This window comes from Achromobacter sp. FW305-C-13, assembly GCF_058783475.1.
In genome coordinates this window covers 2,505,697-2,527,427 of record NZ_JBYSYN010000001.1, presented here as the reverse complement: position 1 = coordinate 2,527,427, position 21,731 = coordinate 2,505,697, and the positions used below count along the sequence as shown (strand labels likewise).

Sequence of the window (21,731 nt, the reverse complement as noted above, 5' to 3'; positions counted from 1 at the left end):
TCGCCCGCGTCGGGGTCGGTGACCTCCAGCTTGCCGCCGGTAGTCAGCGCCAAGTCTTCGGTGACGGTGCCCTTGTCGTCGCCCGGTTGTGCCGGCGTGATGACCGCGCCGTCATCGGTGCCGTTGATGGTGACGGTCACTTCCTTGGAAACCACGCCGCCGTTGCCGTCATCCACCGTAACCGTAAAGGTCTCGGTGAACGACTCACCGGACTTGAGACCTTGGACGTCCTTGTTGGCGTTGTCCAGGTTGTAGGTCCAGTTGCCCGAAGCGTCGACCGAGAAGGAACCGTAGGTGCCCTTGCCGCCGTCATTGACGGACCAGGTGTGCGTATCGGTGGTGTCGATGTCGGTGACGTCGATCTTGCCCGTGGCGACCAGCGTGCCATCTTCCGTGACTGCGCCGTCAGCCTTGCCGGTCAGGACGGGGATGTCGTTGGTGCCGACAATCGTGACCACGACTTGACCGGTCGTGCCGTCAGCGGTGGTGACCGTAAACGTTTCGGTCAGGGTCTTGCCCGCGCCCAGGCCTTGGACGGCCGGGTCGTTGTTGGTGAGTTTATACGTCCACTTGCCATCAGCATCGATGGAGAACGTGCCATGCTGGCCAGCGGCATTCGTCTGGGCGACAAACACGGCTTCGCCGGCGTCCGGATCGGTCACATCCAGTTTACCGCCGACAGACAGGGTCTCGTCTTCAGTGACGGTGCCCTTGTCGTCGCCCGGTTGTGCCGGCGTGATGACCGCGCCGTCATCGGTGCCGTTGATGGTGACGGTCACTTCCTTGGAAACCACGCCGCCGTTGCCGTCATCCACCGTAACCGTAAAGGTCTCGGTGAACGACTCACCGGACTTGAGACCTTGGACGTCCTTGTTGGCGTTGTCCAGGTTGTAAGTCCAGTTGCCCGAAGCGTCGACCGAGAAGGAACCGTAGGTGCCCTTGCCGCCGTCATTGACGGACCAGGTGTGCGTATCGGTGGTGTCGATGTCGGTGACGTCGATCTTGCCCGTGGCGACCAGCGTGTCATCTTCCGTGACAGCACCATCAGCCTTGCCGGTCAGGACCGGGATGTCGTTGGTGCCCACAATGGTCACAACCACTTGACCGGTCGTGCCATCAGCGGTGGTGACCGTAAACGTTTCCGTCAAGGTCTTGCCCGCGCCCAGGCCTTGAACAGCCGGGTCGTTATTGGTCAGGTTATACGTCCACTTGCCATCGGCATCGATGGAGAACGTGCCGTGTTGGCCGGCGGCGTTCGTTTGGACCTGGAACACGGCTTGACCCGCGTCCGGATCGGTCACGTCGAGCTTGCCGCCCACGGACAGCGTCACGTCTTCGGTGACGGTGCCAGCATCGTCGCCCGGTTGAGCCGGGGTGATCACGGCGCCGTCATCGGTGCCGTTGATGGTGACGGTGACGTCCTTCGAGACCACGCCACCGTTACCGTCGTCGACGGTCACGGTGAACGTTTCGGTGAACGACTCACCGGACTTCAGACCTTGGACATCCTTGTTGGCGTTGTCCAGGTTGTAAGTCCAGTTGCCAGACGCGTCGACCGAGAAGGAACCATACGTACCCTTGCCGCCATTGTTGACGGACCAGGTGTGGGTGTCGGTCGTGTCAATGTCGGTGACGTCGATCTTGCCCGTGGCGACCAGCGTGCCGTCTTCGGTAACCGCACCGTCTGCCTTGCCGGTCAGGACGGGGATGTCGTTGGTGCCGACAATGGTGACCACGACTTGACCGGTCGTGCCATCAGCCGTCGTAACGGTGAAGGTCTCGGTCAGGGTCTTGCCCGCGCCCAGGCCTTGAACAGCCGGGTCGTTATTGGTCAGGTTATACGTCCACTTGCCATCGGCGTCGATGGAGAACGTGCCGTGTTGGCCGGCGGCGTTCGTCTGAGCCACAAACACGGCTTGGCCCGCGTCCGGGTCCGTCACGTCAAGCTTGCCGCCCACGGACAGGGTCACGTCTTCGGTAACCGTGCCAGCGTCATCGCCCGGTTGGGCCGGGGTGATCACGGCGCCGTCATCGGTGCCGTTGATGGTGACGGTGACGTCCTTCGAGACCACGCCGCCGTTGCCGTCATCGACGGTCACGGTAAACGTTTCAGTGATGGACTGGCCAGACTTCAGGCCCTGAACATCCTTATTGGTGTTGTCGAGGTTGTAGGTCCAGTTGCCAGACGCGTCGACCGAGAAGGAACCATACGTACCCTTGCCGCCATTGTTGACGGACCAGGTGTGCGTGTCGGTCGTGTCAATGTCGGTGACGTCGATCTTGCCCGTGGCGACCAGCGTGCCATCTTCCGTGACAGCACCGTCAGCCTTGCCGGTCAGGACCGGGATGTCGTTGGTGCCCACGATCGTGACCACGACCTGGCCGGTCGTGCCATCAGCCGTCGTAACGGTGAAGGTTTCGGTCAGGGTCTTGCCAGCGCCCAGGCCTTGGACGGCCGGGTCGTTGTTGGTGAGGTTGTACGTCCACTTGCCGTCGGCATCGATGGAGAACGTGCCGTGTTGGCCGGCGGCGTTCGTCTGAGCCACAAACACGGCTTGGCCCGCGTCCGGGTCCGTCACGTCAAGCTTGCCGCCCACGGACAGGGTCACGTCTTCGGTGACGGTGCCCTTGTCGTCGCCCGGTTGAGCCGGGTTGATGACCGCGCCATCGTCCGTGCCGTTGATCGTGACCGTGACTTGCTGGCTGGTCACGCCGCCATGGCCGTCGTCGACCGTAACCGTGAAGGTTTCGGTGATCGATTCGCCGCTCTTCAGGCCCTTGACAGTCGTGTTCGTGTCGTCGAGGTTGTAGGTCCACTTGCCGGTGTTGTCCACCGTGAAGCTGCCGAAGTCACCCTTGCCGCCGTTGCCGACCGTCCAGGTGTGCGTGTCGTTCACGTCCACATCGGTCTGGCCGAGCTGGCCAGTGACGCTGGTAGTGCCGCCGTCGGCCACCGCGCCGGTAGCCACGCCGCTGATGACCGGTGCGTCGTTGGAACCGTTGATGGTGATCGAGACTTCTTGCGTCGTGACGCCGCCGTGGCCGTCGTTGACCGTCACGGTGAACTTCTCGGTCAGCGATTCGCCCACGCCCAGCGCCTGCACGGCCGGGTTGCCGTTGGCCAGGTTATAGGTCCAGTTGCCGTTGGCGTCGATCGACAATGCGCCGTATTGGCCAGCGCCGTTGTTGTTGATCGACCAGGTGTGCGTGTCGGACGTGTCGACATCCGTCACGTCCAGCTTGCCGGTGACGGCCAGCGCGGTGTCTTCGGTCACGGCGCCGGCAGCCTGGCCGCTCAGCGTCGGAACGTCATTGGTGCCCTGGATGGTGACAACCACGGTGCCGGTCGTACCGTCCGCCGTCGTCACGGTGAAGGTCTCGGTCAGGGTTTCACCGACAGCCAGCGCTTGCACGCGGCCGTCGTTGTTGTTCAGGTTGTAGACCCACGAGCCGCTGGCGTCGATCGAGAATGTGCCATGCTGGCCGGCTTGGCCGGATTGCACGATGAAGCGGGCTTCACCATCATCCACGTCGGTGACGTTGAGCTTGCCGTTTGTGGTGAAGGTGGTGTCTTCCTTGACAGTGCCCTTGTCGTCGTCCGCGCCGGCAGGGGTGATGAGCGCCGGATCGTTCACGCCGACGACCGTCACTTCAACGGTGGCCGTGGACGTCGCGCCGCTGGGATCGGTGACGGTGTAGGAAATCGTGGTGGTCGCGGTCTGGCCTTCCGGCAGATGCTGGAAGCCCGTGCCCGGCGTGAAGACATAGCTGCCGTCCGGAAGCACCGTGAACGTGCCGCCGTTCGTGCCGGTAACGGATACGCCTCCCGGCGTCATCGGGCGGCCGCTCACCGAAACGATGGCCAGCGGATCGCCGTCGGGATCCGAGTCGTTGGTCAGCAGGTTGCCGCGGATGGTGGTGTTCTGATCGCCACGGCCGGTGTCGTTCAGCGCCGACGGGGCGGTATTGGTGGTGGTCGGCGTGGTGGCGCCGTCGTCGCCGTCACCCGTCAGGCCAGCGCCCAAGGCGCGCGGCACGGAGTCGTCGCCTCGGCCCGGGTTCGGGTAGGCCAGGTCCAGCGGCGAGGTCGTTTCAAGAATACGGGCCAGGCGGACAAAGCTGCTGCCGCCGGCATCACCGCCGCCAGCCACGATGGCGGCGGTGGGGTCCAGTTCGTCGAACGGGTCGCGTCCGGCTTGCAGGGCAGCCAGCAGGCGGTCGGAATCGGTGCCGGTGGGCGGGGCCACCGCGGCTTCGCTCGGATCGGCCAGCGGACCGCCCATGTCGCCATTCACGGCGACTTCACGGCTTTCTCCGATGACGATCGGCATGCCGTTTTCAACCTGAAGGGAAACCGTGGCGCCCGAGGCAGTGACGATGTCGCTGCCGGCGGGGACTTTGCTGCCTTGATGCAGTTCCGTCAAAGATCCGTCGCTATTGCGAATCCAAGCGCGACCGGAGATTTCGTTGACGACTGCGGGAGAAGAGTTGGCCATGTGGGTTCCGTTTCAGGGAGTTATCCAAGATGACCAGATACTAGAGGGCGCCGCTGGGGCGGGATATTGTCCTCAAGGACAGTATCAGGAAGTAATTTTGCTCCGAGTGTCGACGGGCGCGGAAATGCCGTGGACCAGCAGGGCGAGTTGCAGGCGGTCAGACACCTTCAGCTTCTCGAAAACCGCTGAAAGGTGGGCCTTGACGGTGCGTTCGGTAATGCCCAGCGCCTCGGCGATCGCCGCGTTGGCCTGGCCGCTGGCGGCGTACCGGGCGACGGTGATTTCGCGTTCGGTCAAGAGGCCGCCGTCCCAGGATTGCGAATCCTGGGCGCGTTCCGTCACTAATTTCAGCAGGCGGGCGACCAGCGACCGGCCCATCCAGATGCCGCCCGACGCCACCACTTCCAGCGCTTGCGCCAGTGCGGCGGCGGGGGCATGCGTGTGGCAATACCCATGCGCGCCGGCGCCCAGTGCTTGCGTGCCTTGCTCGTCGTTGGGGCTAGGGCTGGCGACGACCAAATGCAAGCCAGCCAGGGTCGATGCCCAGACGGGATCCTGCCAGGACGGCAGTCGCGGCACGTCGGTATCCAGCACCGCCAGGGCGCGGCCTTGCTCGCGCCAGCGTTGCAAGTCAGCCAGACCGCGCCCGCGCGCCGCCAGCCAACGCGTGGGATCCAGCGCACGCCAGTGTTGCCACAGCAGGTCGTCGTGCGTAATCAACAGGACGGGAACAGGTTTCATAAAGCCTTCCAGCTCTCCTTTAACGTTCGGTAAAGGCATTCGCCTTGGCACGCAAAATCGGTTTGAGCAGGTACTGCAGCACAGTGCGCTTACCCGTCAGGATATGAACCTCCGCCACCATCCCCGGGATGATGGGCAATAGCTTGTCGCCCACGGTGCTGCGATCCGTGCGGACGCGCACCACGTAGTAGGAGTTGCCTTTTTCGTCGGTCACGGTGTCCGCGCCGATCTGTTCGACCTTGCCTTCCAGACCGCCATAAATGGCGAAGTCATAGGCCGTGAATTTCACTTCCGCCTTCTGATCGGCGTGCAGGAAACCGATATCGCGCGGCTGAATGCGGACTTCCAGCAGCAGCGTGTCGTCCTTGGGCACGATCTCGATGATGTCTTTGCCCGGCTGCACCACACCGCCCACCGTGTTGTTGAAGAGCGTCTTGATGGTGCCTGCCAGCGGGGCGCGGACTTCAGCCAGCTTCACGCGGTCGGCCAGCGCCAGCTTGCCTTGGCGCAGAGTGGACAGCTTGGTGTTGGTTTCCGACAGTTCGCTGCGCGCCTGGTTGCGAATGTTCAGCTCGGATTCCTCGAGCTTGCTTTGCGCTTCCTTGATCGACGCCTGGAAACGGTCGATCTGGGCTTCGGCCCCTTTCTGTTCGCCGCAGTAGCGCGCCACGTCGCGTTGCAGGCGCAGCAGGTCCACTTCGGATACGGCGCCGCTCTTGAGCAGCGGACGCGTCACCTGCAACTCGCGCGAAGTCAGGCCGCAGCTGGCTGACGCCTGGTCGCGCTTGGCGATCGTTTCGCGCAGGTCTTCCTGCCGTTGCTTGAGCTGTTCGCGGGCGACGTTGACGGTGGCGTTCAGCTCGGTATTGCGCGCCTGCCAGGCGTTGCGCTCCATTTCGGCCAGGCCGGGCGCCTGCTTCAACACTTCTTCCGGGGCCACGAAGGGCTCGCCCGTGGCCAGCGCCTGCAACCGGGCCGACTTGGCGAGCAGCGACAGGTATTCCGCGTTGTTCTCGCCCAGCGAAGACGCGAACCGCGTGGAATCTATCTTCAGCAAGGTCTGGCCTGCTTGTACTTCCTGACCGGGACGCACCAGGATTTCCTCGACGATGCCGCCGTCCAGGCTCTGGATGATCTGCACTTGGCGGGACGGCACGACTTTGCCTTCGCCTCGCACGACCTCGTCGATACTGCCGGTCGCTGCCCAGACGAGCAACAGCGCGGTGGCTAGCAACGCCACCCACAGCAGGACGCGCGAACTGCGGGCCTGCGATTCGTGGATCACCCATTCGGCGTTGCCGACATAATCAGAACGCTTTTCAACCTTGCCTTTTTCCGTGCCGTCCAGCAGACGGTCGAAAAAGAATACGAAGACGTTGCGCAGTTTGCGCCACAAGCCGCCCAACAGGCCGTGCTTGGTCTCTCCAGGATTTTTCTGCATGGCGCCCTTAACTCCCGCGTCCGACGCGTCCCTGACGCAGTGCTTCGACAACTTGCTCCTTGGGGCCGTCAGCCACGATGTGACCGTTGTCGATCACGATCAGGCGGTCGACGAGGTCCAGCAGTGCGGTGCGGTGCGTGACCAGCAGAATCGTCTTGGTCGCGCTGGCTTCGCCGAGCCGCTTGCGCAGTTGGGCTTCGCTCTGGTGGTCCATGTTGCTGCTGGGTTCGTCCAAGAGCAGGATGGGGGGATCGTTGATCAGGGCGCGCGCGACAGCGACGGATTGGCGCTGGCCGCCCGATAGCGATTCGCCGCGCTCACCGATCACCATGTCGAACCCGTTGGGGTGCAGGTTGGCGAAATCCGTGACGCCGGCCAGGTTAGCGGCGGCCAGGATGCTGGCGTCGTCCGCATAGGGCGCGCCCATGGCCAGGTTGTGCTTCAGGCTGCCGTAGAACAGCGTCGGATCTTGCGGCACGTGGCCGATCGCGCGGCGGACGTCGGCCGGGTCGATCTGGCGCACGTCCACGCCGTCCAGCAACACGGCGCCTTCGGTGGGTTGATACAGCGCCAGCGCCAGCTTCTCCAGCGTGGTCTTTCCCGAACCAATGCGGCCAATGATGCCGACCTTTTCGCCGGGTTTGAGCTTGAACGACACCTTCTTGAGCACCGGCTGCGTGCTGCCGGGGTAGGTAAAGGTCACGTCGCGGAATTCCAGGCCGCCGTGGAATACCGGCCGATGCAGGAATTCAGCTTCGGCGGGACGTTCGATCGGCAGCTTCATATAGTTGTCGATCGAGCCCAGCGAGGTACGGGCATTCTGATATTGCATCAGCAAACCCGCCACCTGGCCCAGCGGGGCCAGGCAACGGCCCGCGATCATGGACGCGGCGATGATGCCGCCCATGGACATGGCGGATTCCTGCGCCTGGTACACGCCGATGATCACGACGGCGATCGACACCAGTTGCTGCACGGCCTGCACGAAGCCCACCGTGGACGAAGAGATCAGCTTGAGCTTGCCGCCCGTTTGCGCGATGAACTCGGTGGCGCGTTCCCAGTTGCGCTGAATCGAACCTTGGGCATTCAGGGTCTTGACGGCCTCCAGGCCGGTCAGCGCTTCCACCAGTGTCGCGTTGCGTTGCGAGCTGGCCTGGAAAGAGGCCATCGTCAGCGCTTCCATGCGCGCTTGCGCGGCCAGCGACACCAGCAGGATCAGGACGATGGCCACCAGGGGCGGCAGGATCATCCACGGTGAGATCCAGGCCAGGGCGGCCAGGAACAGCACGATGAACGGCAGGTCGACCAGCGTGGTGATAGTGGCCGACGCGATGAAATCGCGGATGGACTCAAAAGATCGCAGGTTGGCCGCGAACGATCCTACGGATACGGGCCGGCCTTCCATCCGCAAGTCCAGCACGCGTTCCATGATCTGCGCGGACAGGCGCACATCGACCCGCTTGCTGGCGCTATCCACCACGTGAGAACGCGCGGTGGAGAGGATCATGTTGAAAATCACGACCAGGGTGATGCCGATCGCCAGGACCCACAGGGTCTCGACGGCATTGTTGGGCACCACGCGGTCATACACGTTCATGGTGAACAATGGCATCGCCATGGCGAAGATGTTGATCAGCAGGGCGGCGATCAACGCGTCGCGGTACAGGCGGCGGTTTTCCATGATGGCGGCCCAGAACCAATGGCGCTCGCGCACTTTGGCGACTTCCGGGGCCCGCGCGTCAAAGCGGAACTGCGGACGCACGAAGCAAACCAGGCCGGTGTACTGCGCGGCCAGGGCTTCGGGCGTCATTTCAACGGAACTGCCGCCCAGTTCGGGGTGGCTGACCACATATTTGCCGTCTTCCTTTTTCAGCAGCAGGCAGGCGCGTTCGCCTTGCAGCAGCAGGATGGCGGGCAACAGGTCCTGGGAAATGCTCTCCAGCGTGCGCTTTACCACCCGCGCCGACAGTTGCGCGCGCGCGGCGGCGCGCGGTAGCAGCGCAGGGGTCAGGCGGTGCTCTTCCAGGGGCAGGCCTGAGGAAAGCGCCTGGGCGGTTGCCGTCACGCCGTGCAGGCGCGTGATTTCAACCAGGCAATCCAGCAGTGGATCATCGTGCGCCGCACGAGCGTCGGCACGCCATTCCCGAGCGGCCTTTTCAGATAACTTGTCCATCTTCGTCATCCAATAGGTCGAGGTGTTCCGAAAGGCGCGCGCGTTGCTGCTTGCGCTGTGAGAGTTTTTGTTGTGCCTGGATAGGCAGGTCCGTCATGCGCAAGGTGCCATTGGCGATCAAGGCGTCGATCAGGTCTTCCAGGACGCGGACAAAGTCCGCGTCCAACTGCGAAAATTCTTTGCCCTGGGGCGTCATACGGCCTCCTTGCGACCCAACCCCGGTCAGGGTTTGGTGTTGGGCGCGTTCAGCGGCACGAGCGTGGGCGGCAGCGTGCCTTCGTTATATTGGACGCGCACCGGAGCCAGGCGGGCAGCATCGGGAACCGTCGAGTTGCAAAGCTTGATCACTTCGTCGGTTACCACAAGCTTGCCGTTTTCCTCAGGCATCTCGTTGCGCGCGGGTTGCAGCGACAGCGCCGGCAGCAGCGTGTGCGACAGCGCCAGCCAGCGATATTGCGCAAGCTTGAGGTCATAGATGCCGTTGGTCAATGCGCGGCGCGATTCGAACAGTTCATTTTCGGTGTCCAGCAAGTCCAGCAGCGAACGCTGGCCGATCTGGAACTGCTGAGCGTAGGCATCACGCACCTTGGTGGTGGCCACTTCGTGGTCACGCAGGAAAGGCAGCTTCTGGCTCAGGCTGACAATGTTGTTCCAGGCCACGGCCAGGTCTTGCTGCACGTTGCGGCAGGTGTAGTCGCGGATATCCCGCGCGGCATAGGATTGCGCGGCGGTCTGGCGCACGCGGGCGGAATCGGCGCCGCCGCGGTACAGGTTGTAGCTCATGACAACCTGGACGCTGGAACTCTGGATGTCGCGGCTCTGCGGCGTGGGATCGTTCTGGTCGCGGCCCGTGGAGGCCACGAATTCAAACTTCGGCGAAAACGCGCCCTTGGACGACGACACGCCCGCTTCAGCGGCCTGCAGCCCGGCTTGCTTGGACAGGAAGCTGGGATTGCGGCGCAGCGAATCATTGAAGTTGCCGGGCTTGACCGGCAGCTTGTCGCCGACTTCGGGCGTCGGCTGCAGGGCTTCAGGGGGCAGGGCACCGGTCACGCGCTGGAAGCGTTGCTGCACGTCAAGCAGGTTGGCGCTTTCCGTCATCAAGTTGGTCTGGGCCAGCGACAGACGGCCACCCGCTTGTTCCAGATCGACCCGGCGTCCTACACCGGATTCCGTGCGTTCGCCGATTTGTTTCATTGTCTGCTCGTGCAGCGAATAGTTCTGCCGAGCCAGCAATTCCATGTCGCGGTAGCGCTGCAGGTCGATATAGGCTTGAACGGCGGCAAAAGCCGTGGAGTCGCTGGTGGCAAGCACGTCGTAAAAGCGCGCCAGCTTGTCAAAACCGGCTTGTTTGACGTCGTTGCTGGTGCGGAAACCGTCAAATATCAGTTGGCGCAATTCGACGTTGTACCCAGGACGGCTCCAGTTCTGCGAACCTACGCCCGGCACGTTGTTCCGGTATTCCCGGCCCACGTAACCTTGCGCATTGATCTGCGGGAAAAACGCCCCGCGGGCCACCGACTGGCCTTCCAGCGAAGCTTGGAAATCGTGGTACTTGGCCTGGATCTCGGGATTGCTGAGCAGCGTTTGTTCAACGATCTGGTTCAGCGTCACTGCGGGTTGGCCGTCGGCAGGGGCGGCGGCGGGCGCTGCGGTCTGCGCAAAGGCAGCGGGAACAAAGGCCAGGGCAATTATCGAAGTCGTGCTTTTGAGCAAAAACGAAGCCATAGTGATTATTCGCGAGTCAGGTTGGATTGAATGGCCGACATGTTGTATGCAAATGTCATATTCTTCGAGTCAAGATTTGTAAAGTCTTGCTGGATGCAACGGGTGGGCCATGAGATTTCTTCGCGCAACATCACCTAAAAGCACTGAATTTGCACGAACTTCACGACATATACCTGCCCCTTTTTTCATTAATACGTTTTATTGCGCATTATTTCGAATAAGGGTCAGGCATAGTGAAACTGGATTATATCGTTTTGATAATTTTGTATCTATTTTCTTTAACCAAAGGTTGAAGCGTGATTAATTTCCCACAGTGTTTGACACGCGCGAACGTCGGATTGAGGGGACAGATTCCGTAACGAACATGGTAGTGTTGGTACTAGTATGTATGGTGCAGTTGTACTAGGTTCAGACCCTGGGCATAATTCCTACATGCCGCAGTGGCCGGCGCGGGGGCGATTTGCTTTTCAACCGCGCGAGGCACGAGCCGGATTGTCTATTTGCAGAGCGCATCCATGGCCCAAACCCTTTACGACAAACTCTGGGACGCCCACATCGTCCATCAGGAATCAGACGGCACCTGTCTGCTCTATATCGACCGCCACCTGCTGCACGAAGTCACCAGCCCGCAGGCGTTCGAGGGCTTGGCGATTGCCGGGCGCAAACCGTGGCGCACGGGCGCCAACCTGGCGGTCGCGGATCACAACGTTCCGACGATCAATCGCGCCCAGGGTATCGATGACCCGGTATCCCGCCTGCAAGTGGATACGCTGGACACCAATTGCGATAAGTACGGCATTACCGAATTCCGCATGAATGACCTGCGCCAGGGCATCGTGCACGTGATCGGCCCGGAGCAGGGCGCGACCTTGCCCGGCATGACCGTCGTCTGTGGCGACTCGCACACCAGCACGCACGGCGCGCTGGGTGCGCTGGCCTTTGGTATCGGTACGTCGGAAGTCGAGCACGTGCTGGCGACCCAGACGCTCTTGATGAAGAAAGCCAAGAGCATGCTGATCAAGGTGGAAGGCGAATTGCCCTTCGGCTGTACGGCCAAGGACGTCGTCCTGCACATCATCGGCATCATCGGCACGGCCGGCGGTACCGGCCACGCCATCGAATTCGCGGGCAGCACCATCCGCGCGCTGTCCGTGGAAGGCCGCATGACGGTCTGCAACATGGCGATCGAAGCCGGTGCGCGCTCGGGCATGGTGGCGGTGGACGACAAGACCGTCGAATACTTCCGCGGCCGCCCGTTTGCCCCCGTGGGTGTGGTGTGGGACCAGGCCGTCAAATACTGGCGCACCCTGCACACGGACGAAGGCGCCAAGTTCGACACCGTGGTCGAAGTCAACGCGCGCGACATCAAGCCGCAAGTCACCTGGGGCACTTCGCCTGAAATGGTGTTGCCGGTGGATTCCCGCGTGCCGGACCCCGATCGCGAAAAGGACGATGTGCGCCGCAGCGGCATGGAACGCGCCCTGGAGTACATGGGCCTGAAGCCGAATACCCCGCTGACCGATATCCGTGTGGACCGCGTGTTCATCGGCTCCTGCACCAACTCGCGCATCGAAGATTTGCGCGCGGCCGCCGTCGTGGCGCGCGGCAAGCGCGTGGCCTCGAACGTGCGCCAGGCGATGGTGGTGCCGGGGTCGGGCCTCGTCAAACAGCAAGCCGAACGCGAAGGCCTGGACAAGATCTTCATCGAAGCCGGCTTTGAATGGCGCGAGCCCGGTTGCTCGATGTGCCTGGCCATGAACGCCGACCGCCTGGAACCTGGCGAACGTTGCGCCTCCACGTCCAACCGCAATTTCGAAGGACGGCAGGGTCAGGGCGGCCGCACGCATCTGGTCAGCCCCGCCATGGCTGCCGCCGCTGCCGTGGCCGGCCATTTCGTCGACGTCCGCACGTTCCGTTAAGCGAATCAGCCCCGAGTACCGACATCATGCAAGCATTTACCACTCACGAAGGCCTGGTGGCTCCGCTCGATCGCGAAAACGTCGACACGGACCTCATCATTCCCAAGCAATTCCTCAAGTCCATCCAGCGCACGGGTTTTGGCCCGAACCTCTTTGACGAGCTGCGCTACCTGGATCACGGCGAACCCGGCATGGACAACAGCAAGCGTCCGCTGAACCCGGATTTCGTGCTGAACCAACCGCGTTACCAGGGCGCCTCGGTGCTGCTGGCGCGCAAGAACTTCGGTTGCGGCTCCAGCCGCGAACACGCGCCCTGGGCGCTGACGCAGTATGGCTTTCGCGCCATCATCGCGCCGTCCTACGCCGATATCTTCTTCAACAACAGCTTCAAGAACGGCCTGCTGCCGATCGTGCTGTCCGAATTGGAAGTGGCGCGCTTGTTCGACGAAGTCAAAGCCTTCCCGAACTACAAGCTGAACATCGATCTGGACCGCCAGGTCGTGATTGCCCCGGACGGCCGCGCGATGGGCTTCGACATCGAACCCTTCCGCAAGTATTGCCTGCTGAACGGTTTCGACGACATCGGCCTGACCTTGCGCCATGCCGACAAGATCCGCGCCTTCGAGGCCGAGCGCCTGGCCCGCCATCCCTGGCTGGAAAGCCGTCCCATCGCCTGAATCCCATTCTGACCACAGGATCGTTTCTTAAATGACCCACCACATTGCAGTCTTGCCGGGTGACGGCATCGGCCCGGAAATCGTTGAACAGGCCGTGCGCGTCCTGAATGCGCTGGACGTGTCCTTCGACATCAAGCAGGCCCCCGTGGGCGGCGCCGCGTTCGACCAGTTCGAGCACCCGCTGCCGCCGGCCACGCTGAACCTGGCCAAGGAATCGGACGCCGTGCTGTTCGGCGCCGTGGGCGACTGGAAGTACGACAGCCTGCCGCGCGAATTCCGTCCTGAGCAAGCCATCCTGGGCCTGCGCAAGGCGCTGGGCCTGTTCGCCAACCTGCGTCCCGCCATCCTGTATCCCGAGCTGGCCAGCGCCTCGTCCCTCAAGCCCGAGATCGTGTCCGGCCTGGACATCCTGATCATTCGCGAACTGACCGGCGACATCTATTTCGGCACGCCGCGCGGCGTGCGTTCGTCGCCCGACGGCGCCTTCACGGGCGAACGCGAAGGCTACGACACGATGCGCTACGCCGAATCCGAAGTGCGCCGCATCGCGCGCATCGGCTTCGAATCGGCCCGCAAGCGCAACAAGAAGCTGTGCAGCGTGGACAAGGCCAACGTGCTGGAAACCTCGCAGTTCTGGCGCGATATCGTCATTGAGGTGGCGCGCGAATATCCCGACGTCGAGCTGTCGCACATGTACGTCGACAACGCCGCGATGCAGCTGGTGCGCAACCCGCGCCAATTCGACGTCATCGTCACGGGCAACCTCTTCGGCGACATCCTGTCGGACGAAGCCGCCATGTTGACTGGCTCGATCGGCATGCTGCCGTCCGCCTCGCTGAATGCCGGCGGCCAAGGCTTGTACGAACCCGGCCACGGCTCCGCGCCTGACATCGCCGGCCAAGGCATCGCCAACCCGCTGGCAACGATCCTGTCGGCGGCCATGCTGCTGCGCTACTCGCTGAATCTGGCGCCGCAGGCCGACCGCATCGAAGCCGCCGTGCGCCGCGTGCTGGCTGACGGCTTGCGCACCGCCGACATCTTCGAGCCGGGCACGACGAAAGTCGGCACGGCAGGCATGGGCGACGCGGTACTCAAAGCCCTGGCCTGATTTGCCTGGCAAGGGGCGCGCCCTTGCGGCGCAGCCCCTCGGTTTCCAAGGGCCGCCCGCAAGGCGGCCCTTTTTGTCGTGTTGCGACGGCGCTGCGAAAGGCGGGCCCGCATCTTGCGGCCCCTATTTTTTAAAGCTGCGCTGCAACATCAATGCGTGCATTCTGATAAATTGTTGAATTGCACGTTTTTTCTACCCCAGACCTTGTCTCCACCTTTATAGAGCGATTGAAATGAATCAAGCAGTAGGCCTTGTCGGCTGGCGCGGAATGGTCGGCTCGGTGCTCATGCAACGCATGCGCGACGAGAACGACTTCGCACTGATCGAACCGGTGTTCTTTTCCACCAGCAACGCTGGCGGCGCCGCGCCCACTTGGGCCGAAGGCGCAGGTCCGTTGCAAAATGCCTACGATATTGATGCTCTGAAAAAACTGCCGATCATCGTGACGGCGCAAGGTGGCGATTACACGTCCGAGGTCTACCCGAAGCTGCGTGGCGCGGGCTGGAATGGCATCTGGATCGATGCGGCCAGCACCCTGCGCATGGCCGACGACGCCATCATCGTGCTGGACCCGGTCAATCGCCCGGTGATCGACGCGGCGCTCAAGCGCGGCGTGCGCAACTTCATCGGCGGCAACTGCACCGTCAGCTGCATGCTGATGGGCCTGGCCGGCCTGTTCAACAACGACCTGGTGGAATGGATGACCACCATGACGTACCAGGCTGCATCCGGTGGCGGTGCGCAGCACATGCGCGAACTGCTGACCCAGTTCGGTGAAATCAACCAGGCGGTCAAGCCCCTGCTGAACGACCCCGCGTCGGCCATCCTGGAAATCGACCGCGGCGTGCTGGCCAAGCAGAAGGATCCGGCGCTGCCCCACGAACATTTCGGCGTGCCGCTGGGCGGCAACCTGATTCCCTGGATCGACAAGGACCTGGGCGATGGGATGTCGAAGGAAGAGTGGAAGGGCGAAGTCGAGACCAACAAGATCCTGGGCCGCGGCGCCGCTTTCGGTACGGCTCCGACCCCGATCGACGGCCTGTGCGTGCGCATCGGCGCGATGCGCTGCCACAGCCAGGCGCTGACCATCAAGCTCAAGCGCGATGTGCCGCTGGACGAAATCGAAGCGCTGATCGCCCAAGGCACGCAATGGGCCAAGGTCATTCCGAATACCAAGGAAGCAACCGTTTCCGCACTGACCCCGGTTGCCGTGACCGGCACGCTGGATATCCCGGTGGGCCGTCTGCGCAAGCTGTCGATGGGTTCCCAGTACCTGGGCGCCTTCACGGTGGGCGACCAACTGCTGTGGGGCGCTGCCGAGCCGCTGCGCCGCATGCTGCGCATCGCGCTGGCCGAAGCCTGATGCCGTTTCGGGCGCCCCGTTTGGGTGCCTGATCTTACGGTTTGGCAAACAAGGGCACCTGCGGGTGCCCTTGATGTTTATGCAATCGTCAAAGCAGTGTGGTGGATGTGCCCGCGAGCCAACGCCAATGCGCCTTTCAGGTTTGTGAAATGCGCGTCATCCATTACACTTTTCCGGTGAATTGAGGCCTGTTCTCGCTTAACTGGTGCGAACGGGCTCTAGCCCGTAATTCGACTACAAGAACGGAATTCCAGCTTATGACCCAGCGTTCGCGCCACGTGAAGCATGCCCGCCGTTTGAAAACCCTTCAATGGGCGATCGCCCTGGCGATAGGGTCGAGCATGTGCAGTTCGGCGCTGGCCATGCGCGTGGGGCATTCGCGTGTCGTGTCCGTGCCGGGTGCGCCCTTGCAGGCCGTAGTGGGGTTGCAGGAACTGACGCCCGACGAAGTTGCTTCACTGAAGGTGAAGGTGGCGGACGAAGCCGCCTGGGAACGCGCGGGCCTGAAGCCGCCGGTGCCGCTTGCCAGCATGGTGGTCAGGGTCGAAGACGGGCTGGACGGCACGCGTAAGAATCTGCGGGTGCGCGGCACGCAGCCTCCGGCAAGCGGGGCAGTGGACTTGCTGCTGGATATCAGTTCCAGTTCCGGGCAGCGTCAGGTGCAGGTCAGCGTGCTGGTGCCCTTGCGCGGCACCGGCGCCGATGTGACGCCAGCCGCGGTCGGCACAACGGCGCGCGCGGGCGGCACGGCGGGTTCCGTCAATGTGAAGTCGGGCGACAACCTTTTCGCCATCGCCCAGCGCAATGCCGTGCCCAATGCCTCTGTCTACCAGATGCTGGTTGCGCTGTGGCGCGCCAACCCAGAAGCGTTCATCCAGAACAATATGAATTTGGTGCGCGCCGGGCAAAAGCTGAATATTCCGGATGCGGCAACGGTCCGAGCGATCGATCCCGCGGAAGCGCGCCGTATTTTCAATGAACATGCCGAGGCATTTGCCAAGTACCGTGCACGGCTTGGCGCTGCTGCGGGTGCCAATCCGTCGGTGGTGAAAGGCCAGGACGCGGCATCGGGCACCGTCGCCCGACCGGGCGACACGGGCGTGGCCAGCGCCGCGCCGACGCAAGACCGCGTCCGCCTGTCCACCGGCCAGGCGCAGGACAGTGCCTCCGCGCAAGCGGAAGCGCAAGCCGATGCCAGGACCTCGTCTGAGCGCGCCATGAAAGACGTGGAAAGCCGGGTGAGTCAGTTGCAGACCAATGTGGACGACCTGAACAAGGCCGTCGCCCAGCAGGGTGCTGCCGGGGCCGGTGGCGCAGCGGGTGCCGCTGGTGCTTCGGGTGCCGCAGGCACTTCGGGTGCTGCAGGTACTTCGGGTGCCGCAGGTACTTCGGGTGCTGCAGGTACTCCGGGTGCCGCAGGTACTCCGGGTGCTGCAGGTACTCCGGGTGCCGCAGGTGCTTCCGGTGCCGCAGGTACTTCGGGCGCCGCAGGTACTTCGGGCACGGCAGGTGCGTCGGGTGCCGCAGGTACTCCTGGCGCAGACGGTACTCCGGGTGTAGCAGGTACTCCGGGTGCAGCAGGTACTCCGGGTGTAGCAGGTACTCCGGGTGCAGCAGGTACGTCGGGTGCAGCAGGTACGTCGGGTGCAGCAGGTACCTCGGGCGCAGCAGGTACGTCGGGTGCAGCAGGTACCTCGGGCGCAGCGGGTACTCCGGGCGCGGCAGGCGCCCCGGGTGCAGCCGGTACTCCTGGCGCCGCAGGTACTCCGGGTGCAGCGGGCGCGCCAGGCGCAGCCGGCACGCCCGGTGCGTCCTCTGCCGACAAGCCGGTGGGCACTGCTCCTACCAACGCCAAAGACCTGACTTCCGGCATGCCCAGCTGGCTTGCCGATAATCTGCTCGTCATCGTCACCGCCGTGCTGGCGCTGATCGCATTCGCTATCGCCTGGCTGCTGCGCCGTGCTGGCGCCCGGCGCGGGGACGACGACGAGGAAACGTACGCCTATAACGAGCCTGCGCTGGACACGGCAGCGCTGAACCGCAAGCTCGATACGATCAATCTCGACCTGGACGAACCGCCCACGGACGAACCGCGCCGAGTCAGCGGTCCACGGGTTTGAATAATGTCTAGAGTTGCATTGGGGCTGGCGTATGACGGCTCCGCTTGGCAGGGTTGGCAGACGCAGCCGCACCGGCAGACGGTGCAGGACACGCTGGAATCCGCCCTGGCCAGTTTTTGTGGTGTGGAAGGTGTCGTTCCCACGATTTGCGCCGGTCGCACCGATACCGGCGTGCATGGCGCGATGCAGGTGGTCCATCTGGACACGACGCTGGACCGCCGCATGGAATCCTGGGTACGGGGCGTGAACGCGTTTCTGCCTCCCAGTATCTCGGTGCAGTGGGCGCAGTCGGTGTCCGACGAATTCCATGCGCGATTCTCCGCGCGCGCCCGCACCTACGTGTATTTGCTGTGGCGCGGCCGGGTCCGGCCGGCGCTATGGGCGGGCAGGGCGGGCTGGTGCTTTCAGCCGCTGGATGTGGCGGCCATGCAGGCCGCCGCGAACGCGCTGCTGGGCGAACACGATTTCTCCAGCTTCCGGTCTTCGCAATGCCAGGCCAAGCATCCGGTGCGTCATATGCACCGGCTGGACATCCAAGAGCGTGGGCCCTTCCTGGTGTTCACCTTGAAGGCCAATGCGTTCCTGCATCACATGGTGCGCAACATCATGGGCGCGTTGTTGCAGATCGGGCAGGGCAGGGAGTCCGTGGATTGGATGGCGCAGTTGTTGTCCTGGCGCGACCGCAAGCTCGGCGCGCCCACGTTTTCGCCGGATGGCCTGTATTTGTCCGCGATTGATTATCCGACTGAATTCGGCCTGGAAGAGTTGGACGGCGGGTCGTTGTTGCTGTCGCCATTCACGCAGACCTATTAAGAAAGCGCCGTAACCCAAGGCGCGTTTCCCGCGCCCACTTGGAGGTTTTTGCCATGCAACGCCGCGCGTTTTTGAAGCAAACTGCCTTGGGCGCCGCCGCAGGTAGCGCTGCGTTGGCGGCTCCGGCCTTCGCGCAGGAAGCGCCCACCGTGTCGTGGCGGCTGGCGTCCAGCTTTCCGAACGAATCGCCCACGCTGTTCGCGGGCGCGGAGGACGTTGCGCGGTATGTGGCTGAAGTCACCGACGGGCGCTTCAACATCGAGATCTTCCCCGCCGGTGATCTGGTGCAGCCCGGCCAGGTGTTGGAAGCCGTGCAGCACCGTGTGGTGGACTGCGGCCATACCGCGTCGACCCGGTACTTCGACATGGATCCCGCGCTGTGTTTCGACGCCGGTGTGCCGTTCGGCCTGAATACCCGGCAGATGAATGCCTGGATGACGCAAGGCGAAGGCCTGGCGCTGACGCGCGTGCTTTTCGATAAATACAACATCTTGAATTTCCCCTGTGGTTACACCGGGGCGCAGATGGGTGGTTGGTTCCGCGGCGAGGTCAAGACCTTGGATGACCTGCGCGGCTTGAAGGTCAAGGCGGGCGGGTTCGCCCGGCACGTGTTGTCGCGGCTGGGTGCGACGCCGGTCGAGGTGCCGGTCTCGGATACCTATGCCGCGCTGGAAGACGGAACGGTAGACGCCGTTGCGTGGATTGGCCCCCATGACGACGAAAGCCTGGCGCTCTATAAAGTCGCCCGGAACTATTACTTTCCGGGATGGTGGGCGGGCACCTTGCAACTGTCGCTGTACGTGAATCAGGATGCGTACGACGAATTGCCCAAGCCCTATCAATCCGCGCTGGCGCTGGCCTGCCGGATGGCCACAGGCAACATGATCGCCAAGTACGACGCCGGCAACCCGGATGCCCTGCGCCGGCTGGTGTCGCGCGGCGCGCAACTGAAGGCGTTTCCCAAGCCTGTCCTGCAAGCGTGCTACGAAGCCTCGCTGGCCGCCTATAAAGAGATGGGCGCCAAGGACCCGATGTTCAAGAAACTGTACGAAAGCATGACGGCCTTCCGGGACAAGGAGGTGCCGTGGTTCCGCGTGGCCGAAGGCAGTTTCGATAATCTGATCGCCACGCTGGGCCAGCCGGCCGCCTGAACGCACGCGGCGCGCCGGATATACTGAACCGGCACGTCGCGTTGGGCGACATAAGTGATGAGTTTCATGCGCACACGCATCAAGATCTGCGGATTGACCCGCGAACAAGACATCGAAGCCGCCGTGTCGGCGGGCGTCGATGCGATCGGTTTTGTCTTCTACGCCAAGAGCAAGCGCTGCCTGACGCCGACGCGGGCCGCGCAACTGCGGCGCACGGTGCCGGCGTTTGTGGACGTCGTGGCGCTGTTCGTGAACCCGGACCCCGCTGACGTGCAGGCCGTGCTGGATCAGGTCGGCCCCGAACTGCTGCAGTTCCATGGCGACGAGACGCCGCAGGATTGCGGCCGCTACGGCCACCGTTTCCTGCGCGCGTTCCGCGCGGGCGCGCCGGGCCTGGACACCGCGGAAGACCTGGCTGCCAGCTGCCGCGCCTATGGCGAGGCGGCGGGGTGGCTGTTCGACAGCTACAGCGCCGGATACGGAGGCAGCGGTCACGGATTCGACTATGCCTTGCTGGATGAAGTGCGTGCCGATCCGGTGTCGCGGCCCTTGATCCTGTCGGGCGGATTGAACGGCGAAAACGTCGGCCAGGCCATCGAGTTGGTACGGCCCTGGGGGGTCGATGTCAGTAGTGGCGTCGAAGTCGAGCAAGGAATAAAAAGTTCTGATAGAATCTCGTTCTTCGTTGATGCAGCACATGCAGCGGACACGAAATTGAAGGGAAAAAGTAGTGCAGGCGGGTGAGGTTTTGGCGGTGGTTTCAAGCACCAGCGCATGCTTAAAGCAACGCTTTTAAAGCAGCACTTCAAACGCAATGAAAACAGCAAAAAGTTCTTCAAGACGATTTGCACAGTTCAAAAAAGCACTATATAATTCTTCTTCTTTGCAGGCGGTTAGCTCAGTTGGTTAGAGCGCCACGTTGACATCGTGGAGGTCGTTGGTTCGAACCCAATACCGCCTACCAGAATTCCTGCAAAGCAGTGCCAAGCACTGTCTTAAAAGCCGCGAAAGTCCTAGACTTCGCGGCTTTTTGCATTGGCGCGCGGAATGTAAACCGGAGCTGTTGCTTGGGTATGGGTTTTCTAGCGTGAATATTCCGCGAGCTGTTGTGCGCCAAAAATATTTCGGATCGCAGTCGCTGCAATTTGGAATGGGGAACGACCCATATTATTTTCATGCGGCATAAAGGCGTATCAATGCGGGCCATTCCCTGCAAAAAGCGCGCCCATCCCGATTCCGGAATTTATCTGATATGGTCCGGATAGACTCCACCCCAGCCAAACCATGCATAAATCTCTAAAGGCGATGCTCTTGATCCCCGGCCTGCTGCTGGCCGCCTGCGCGGTCAAGCCGCCGCCGGAAAAAGCGGCGCAGCCGCGTATCGATGAATTGCCGATGTATGGTGGCATGGATCGGGCGGCGGCGGCGGAACTGCAGGCAAGCGACAAGAAACTCATCGCCGACGCCACCCAGGCATTCGGTTCTGCCGACAATGCTTCAAAAGCCTGGGTCTCGCAGGGATATCGTTTCTATCAGGCAGATCAACTTGGCATGGCCATGCGTCGCTTCAATCAGGCATGGCTGCTGAACCCAGATAATCCCGAGGTGTATACGGGCTTTGCGGCGGTTCTGCATGATCAAGGCAAGTATTGCCAAGCCATGAGCATGATGGATCAGGCGATCAGCCATGATCCCCCCACGTTTCAGGGCATATACGCGGATGCCGGGCGTATTGCGGCCCGTTGCGCGGCGGAGGACAAGACGTTGCCGCCCGAGGCCCGGGTGGCGGCAACCGCCCGGTCAGACGCGTGGTACCGAAAAGGCGAAGCCGTCGAGCCCAACAAGGGCTACCTGTATTCCTCTTGGGCAACGGCCTATTACTGGCGGGGGCAATACGACCAAGCTTGGGCGATGGTCGTCAAGGCGCGCGCGGCCGGCGGCTCGCCGGGGCCAAAGTTCATGGACATGCTGCGCGCAAAAATGCCCGAACCCCGGACGTAG

At 62.8% G+C, this 21,731-nt stretch carries 15 protein-coding genes and 1 tRNA gene; 10 read left to right on the top strand and 6 right to left on the bottom strand.

The genetic code is table 11. The features are described 5' to 3' along the window. The 6 genes from AC3WMU_RS11405 to AC3WMU_RS11380 all read right to left on the bottom strand — a co-directional run. Positions 1–4,496 (bottom strand): retention module-containing protein (locus AC3WMU_RS11405; RefSeq protein ID WP_492282343.1); only part of this gene is annotated, 4,496 nt, incomplete at its 3' end. 84 nt (positions 4,497–4,580) lie between these two features. Further along, positions 4,581–5,237 carry a response regulator transcription factor gene (locus AC3WMU_RS11400; protein WP_280027953.1) on the bottom strand — a complete coding sequence of 219 codons (657 nt, stop codon included), beginning with the start codon at positions 5,235–5,237 and terminating at the stop codon, positions 4,581–4,583. 19 nt (positions 5,238–5,256) lie between these two features. Continuing rightward, a complete protein-coding gene (locus AC3WMU_RS11395; RefSeq protein ID WP_006227000.1) occupies positions 5,257–6,678 on the bottom strand; it encodes an HlyD family type I secretion periplasmic adaptor subunit in 1,422 nt (473 codons plus the stop codon). Positions 6,679–6,685: 7 nt separating this feature from the next. Continuing rightward, complete coding sequence (locus AC3WMU_RS11390; protein ID WP_424626406.1) at positions 6,686–8,851, bottom strand: type I secretion system permease/ATPase; 2,166 nt, start codon at positions 8,849–8,851, stop codon at positions 6,686–6,688. Beyond that, positions 8,835–9,047 (bottom strand): hypothetical protein, encoded by a 213-nt coding sequence (locus AC3WMU_RS11385; RefSeq protein WP_006226998.1) that lies wholly within the window; start codon positions 9,045–9,047, stop codon positions 8,835–8,837. The genes AC3WMU_RS11390 and AC3WMU_RS11385 overlap by 17 nt, the downstream gene beginning before the upstream one ends. A 26-nt stretch (positions 9,048–9,073) precedes the next feature. After that, entirely contained in the window at positions 9,074–10,579 is a 1,506-nt protein-coding gene (locus AC3WMU_RS11380; RefSeq protein ID WP_006226997.1) for a TolC family outer membrane protein, read from the bottom strand. 515 nt (positions 10,580–11,094) lie between these two features. Between AC3WMU_RS11380 and leuC the strand changes: the two genes are divergently transcribed. The 10 genes from leuC to AC3WMU_RS11330 all read left to right on the top strand — a co-directional run bounded on the left by leuC (position 11,095) and on the right by AC3WMU_RS11330 (position 21,731). Beyond that, complete coding sequence (gene leuC, locus AC3WMU_RS11375) at positions 11,095–12,498, top strand: 3-isopropylmalate dehydratase large subunit (RefSeq protein ID WP_006226996.1); 1,404 nt, start codon at positions 11,095–11,097, stop codon at positions 12,496–12,498. 26 nt (positions 12,499–12,524) lie between these two features. After that, complete coding sequence (leuD, locus tag AC3WMU_RS11370; RefSeq protein WP_006226995.1) at positions 12,525–13,175, top strand: 3-isopropylmalate dehydratase small subunit; 651 nt, start codon at positions 12,525–12,527, stop codon at positions 13,173–13,175. Positions 13,176–13,206: 31 nt separating this feature from the next. Beyond that, entirely contained in the window at positions 13,207–14,283 is a 1,077-nt protein-coding gene (leuB, locus tag AC3WMU_RS11365; protein WP_492282342.1) for a 3-isopropylmalate dehydrogenase, read from the top strand. 232 nt (positions 14,284–14,515) lie between these two features. After that, positions 14,516–15,646 carry an aspartate-semialdehyde dehydrogenase gene (gene asd, locus AC3WMU_RS11360; RefSeq protein ID WP_006226993.1) on the top strand — a complete coding sequence of 377 codons (1,131 nt, stop codon included), beginning with the start codon at positions 14,516–14,518 and terminating at the stop codon, positions 15,644–15,646. A 257-nt stretch (positions 15,647–15,903) separates the two neighbouring features. Beyond that, on the top strand, positions 15,904–17,766 hold the full coding sequence (locus AC3WMU_RS11355) for a type IV pilus assembly protein FimV (RefSeq protein ID WP_492282341.1): 1,863 nt from the start codon (positions 15,904–15,906) through the stop codon (positions 17,764–17,766). A gap of 3 nt (positions 17,767–17,769) precedes the next feature. Further along, positions 17,770–18,579, top strand: a complete 810-nt coding sequence (gene truA / locus AC3WMU_RS11350; protein WP_492282340.1) for a tRNA pseudouridine(38-40) synthase TruA — start codon at positions 17,770–17,772, stop codon at positions 18,577–18,579. A 53-nt stretch (positions 18,580–18,632) separates the two neighbouring features. Continuing rightward, on the top strand, positions 18,633–19,730 hold the full coding sequence (locus AC3WMU_RS11345) for a TRAP transporter substrate-binding protein (RefSeq protein WP_006226990.1): 1,098 nt from the start codon (positions 18,633–18,635) through the stop codon (positions 19,728–19,730). A 66-nt stretch (positions 19,731–19,796) separates the two neighbouring features. Further along, a complete protein-coding gene (locus AC3WMU_RS11340; protein WP_006226989.1) occupies positions 19,797–20,474 on the top strand; it encodes a phosphoribosylanthranilate isomerase in 678 nt (225 codons plus the stop codon). 143 nt (positions 20,475–20,617) lie between these two features. Next, positions 20,618–20,694 (top strand) — tRNA-Val (locus tag AC3WMU_RS11335). A gap of 320 nt (positions 20,695–21,014) precedes the next feature. Next, positions 21,015–21,731 (top strand): tetratricopeptide repeat protein, encoded by a 717-nt coding sequence (locus AC3WMU_RS11330; RefSeq protein WP_035213977.1) that lies wholly within the window; start codon positions 21,015–21,017, stop codon positions 21,729–21,731.

Bases quoted from the DNA above. Each gene is read 5' to 3' on its own strand.
- AC3WMU_RS11400 (WP_280027953.1), bottom strand. From the start codon at position 5,237: ATGAAACCTGTTCCCGTCCTGTTGATTACGCACGACGACCTGCTGTGG.
- AC3WMU_RS11395 (WP_006227000.1), bottom strand. From the start codon at position 6,678: ATGCAGAAAAATCCTGGAGAGACCAAGCACGGCCTGTTGGGCGGCTTG.
- AC3WMU_RS11390 (WP_424626406.1), bottom strand. From the start codon at position 8,851: ATGGACAAGTTATCTGAAAAGGCCGCTCGGGAATGGCGTGCCGACGCT.
- AC3WMU_RS11385 (WP_006226998.1), bottom strand. From the start codon at position 9,047: ATGACGCCCCAGGGCAAAGAATTTTCGCAGTTGGACGCGGACTTTGTC.
- AC3WMU_RS11380 (WP_006226997.1), bottom strand. From the start codon at position 10,579: ATGGCTTCGTTTTTGCTCAAAAGCACGACTTCGATAATTGCCCTGGCC.
- leuC (WP_006226996.1), top strand. From the start codon at position 11,095: ATGGCCCAAACCCTTTACGACAAACTCTGGGACGCCCACATCGTCCAT.
- leuD (WP_006226995.1), top strand. From the start codon at position 12,525: ATGCAAGCATTTACCACTCACGAAGGCCTGGTGGCTCCGCTCGATCGC.
- leuB (WP_492282342.1), top strand. From the start codon at position 13,207: ATGACCCACCACATTGCAGTCTTGCCGGGTGACGGCATCGGCCCGGAA.
- asd (WP_006226993.1), top strand. From the start codon at position 14,516: ATGAATCAAGCAGTAGGCCTTGTCGGCTGGCGCGGAATGGTCGGCTCG.
- AC3WMU_RS11355 (WP_492282341.1), top strand. From the start codon at position 15,904: ATGACCCAGCGTTCGCGCCACGTGAAGCATGCCCGCCGTTTGAAAACC.
- truA (WP_492282340.1), top strand. From the start codon at position 17,770: ATGTCTAGAGTTGCATTGGGGCTGGCGTATGACGGCTCCGCTTGGCAG.
- AC3WMU_RS11345 (WP_006226990.1), top strand. From the start codon at position 18,633: ATGCAACGCCGCGCGTTTTTGAAGCAAACTGCCTTGGGCGCCGCCGCA.
- AC3WMU_RS11340 (WP_006226989.1), top strand. From the start codon at position 19,797: ATGCGCACACGCATCAAGATCTGCGGATTGACCCGCGAACAAGACATC.
- AC3WMU_RS11330 (WP_035213977.1), top strand. From the start codon at position 21,015: ATGCATAAATCTCTAAAGGCGATGCTCTTGATCCCCGGCCTGCTGCTG.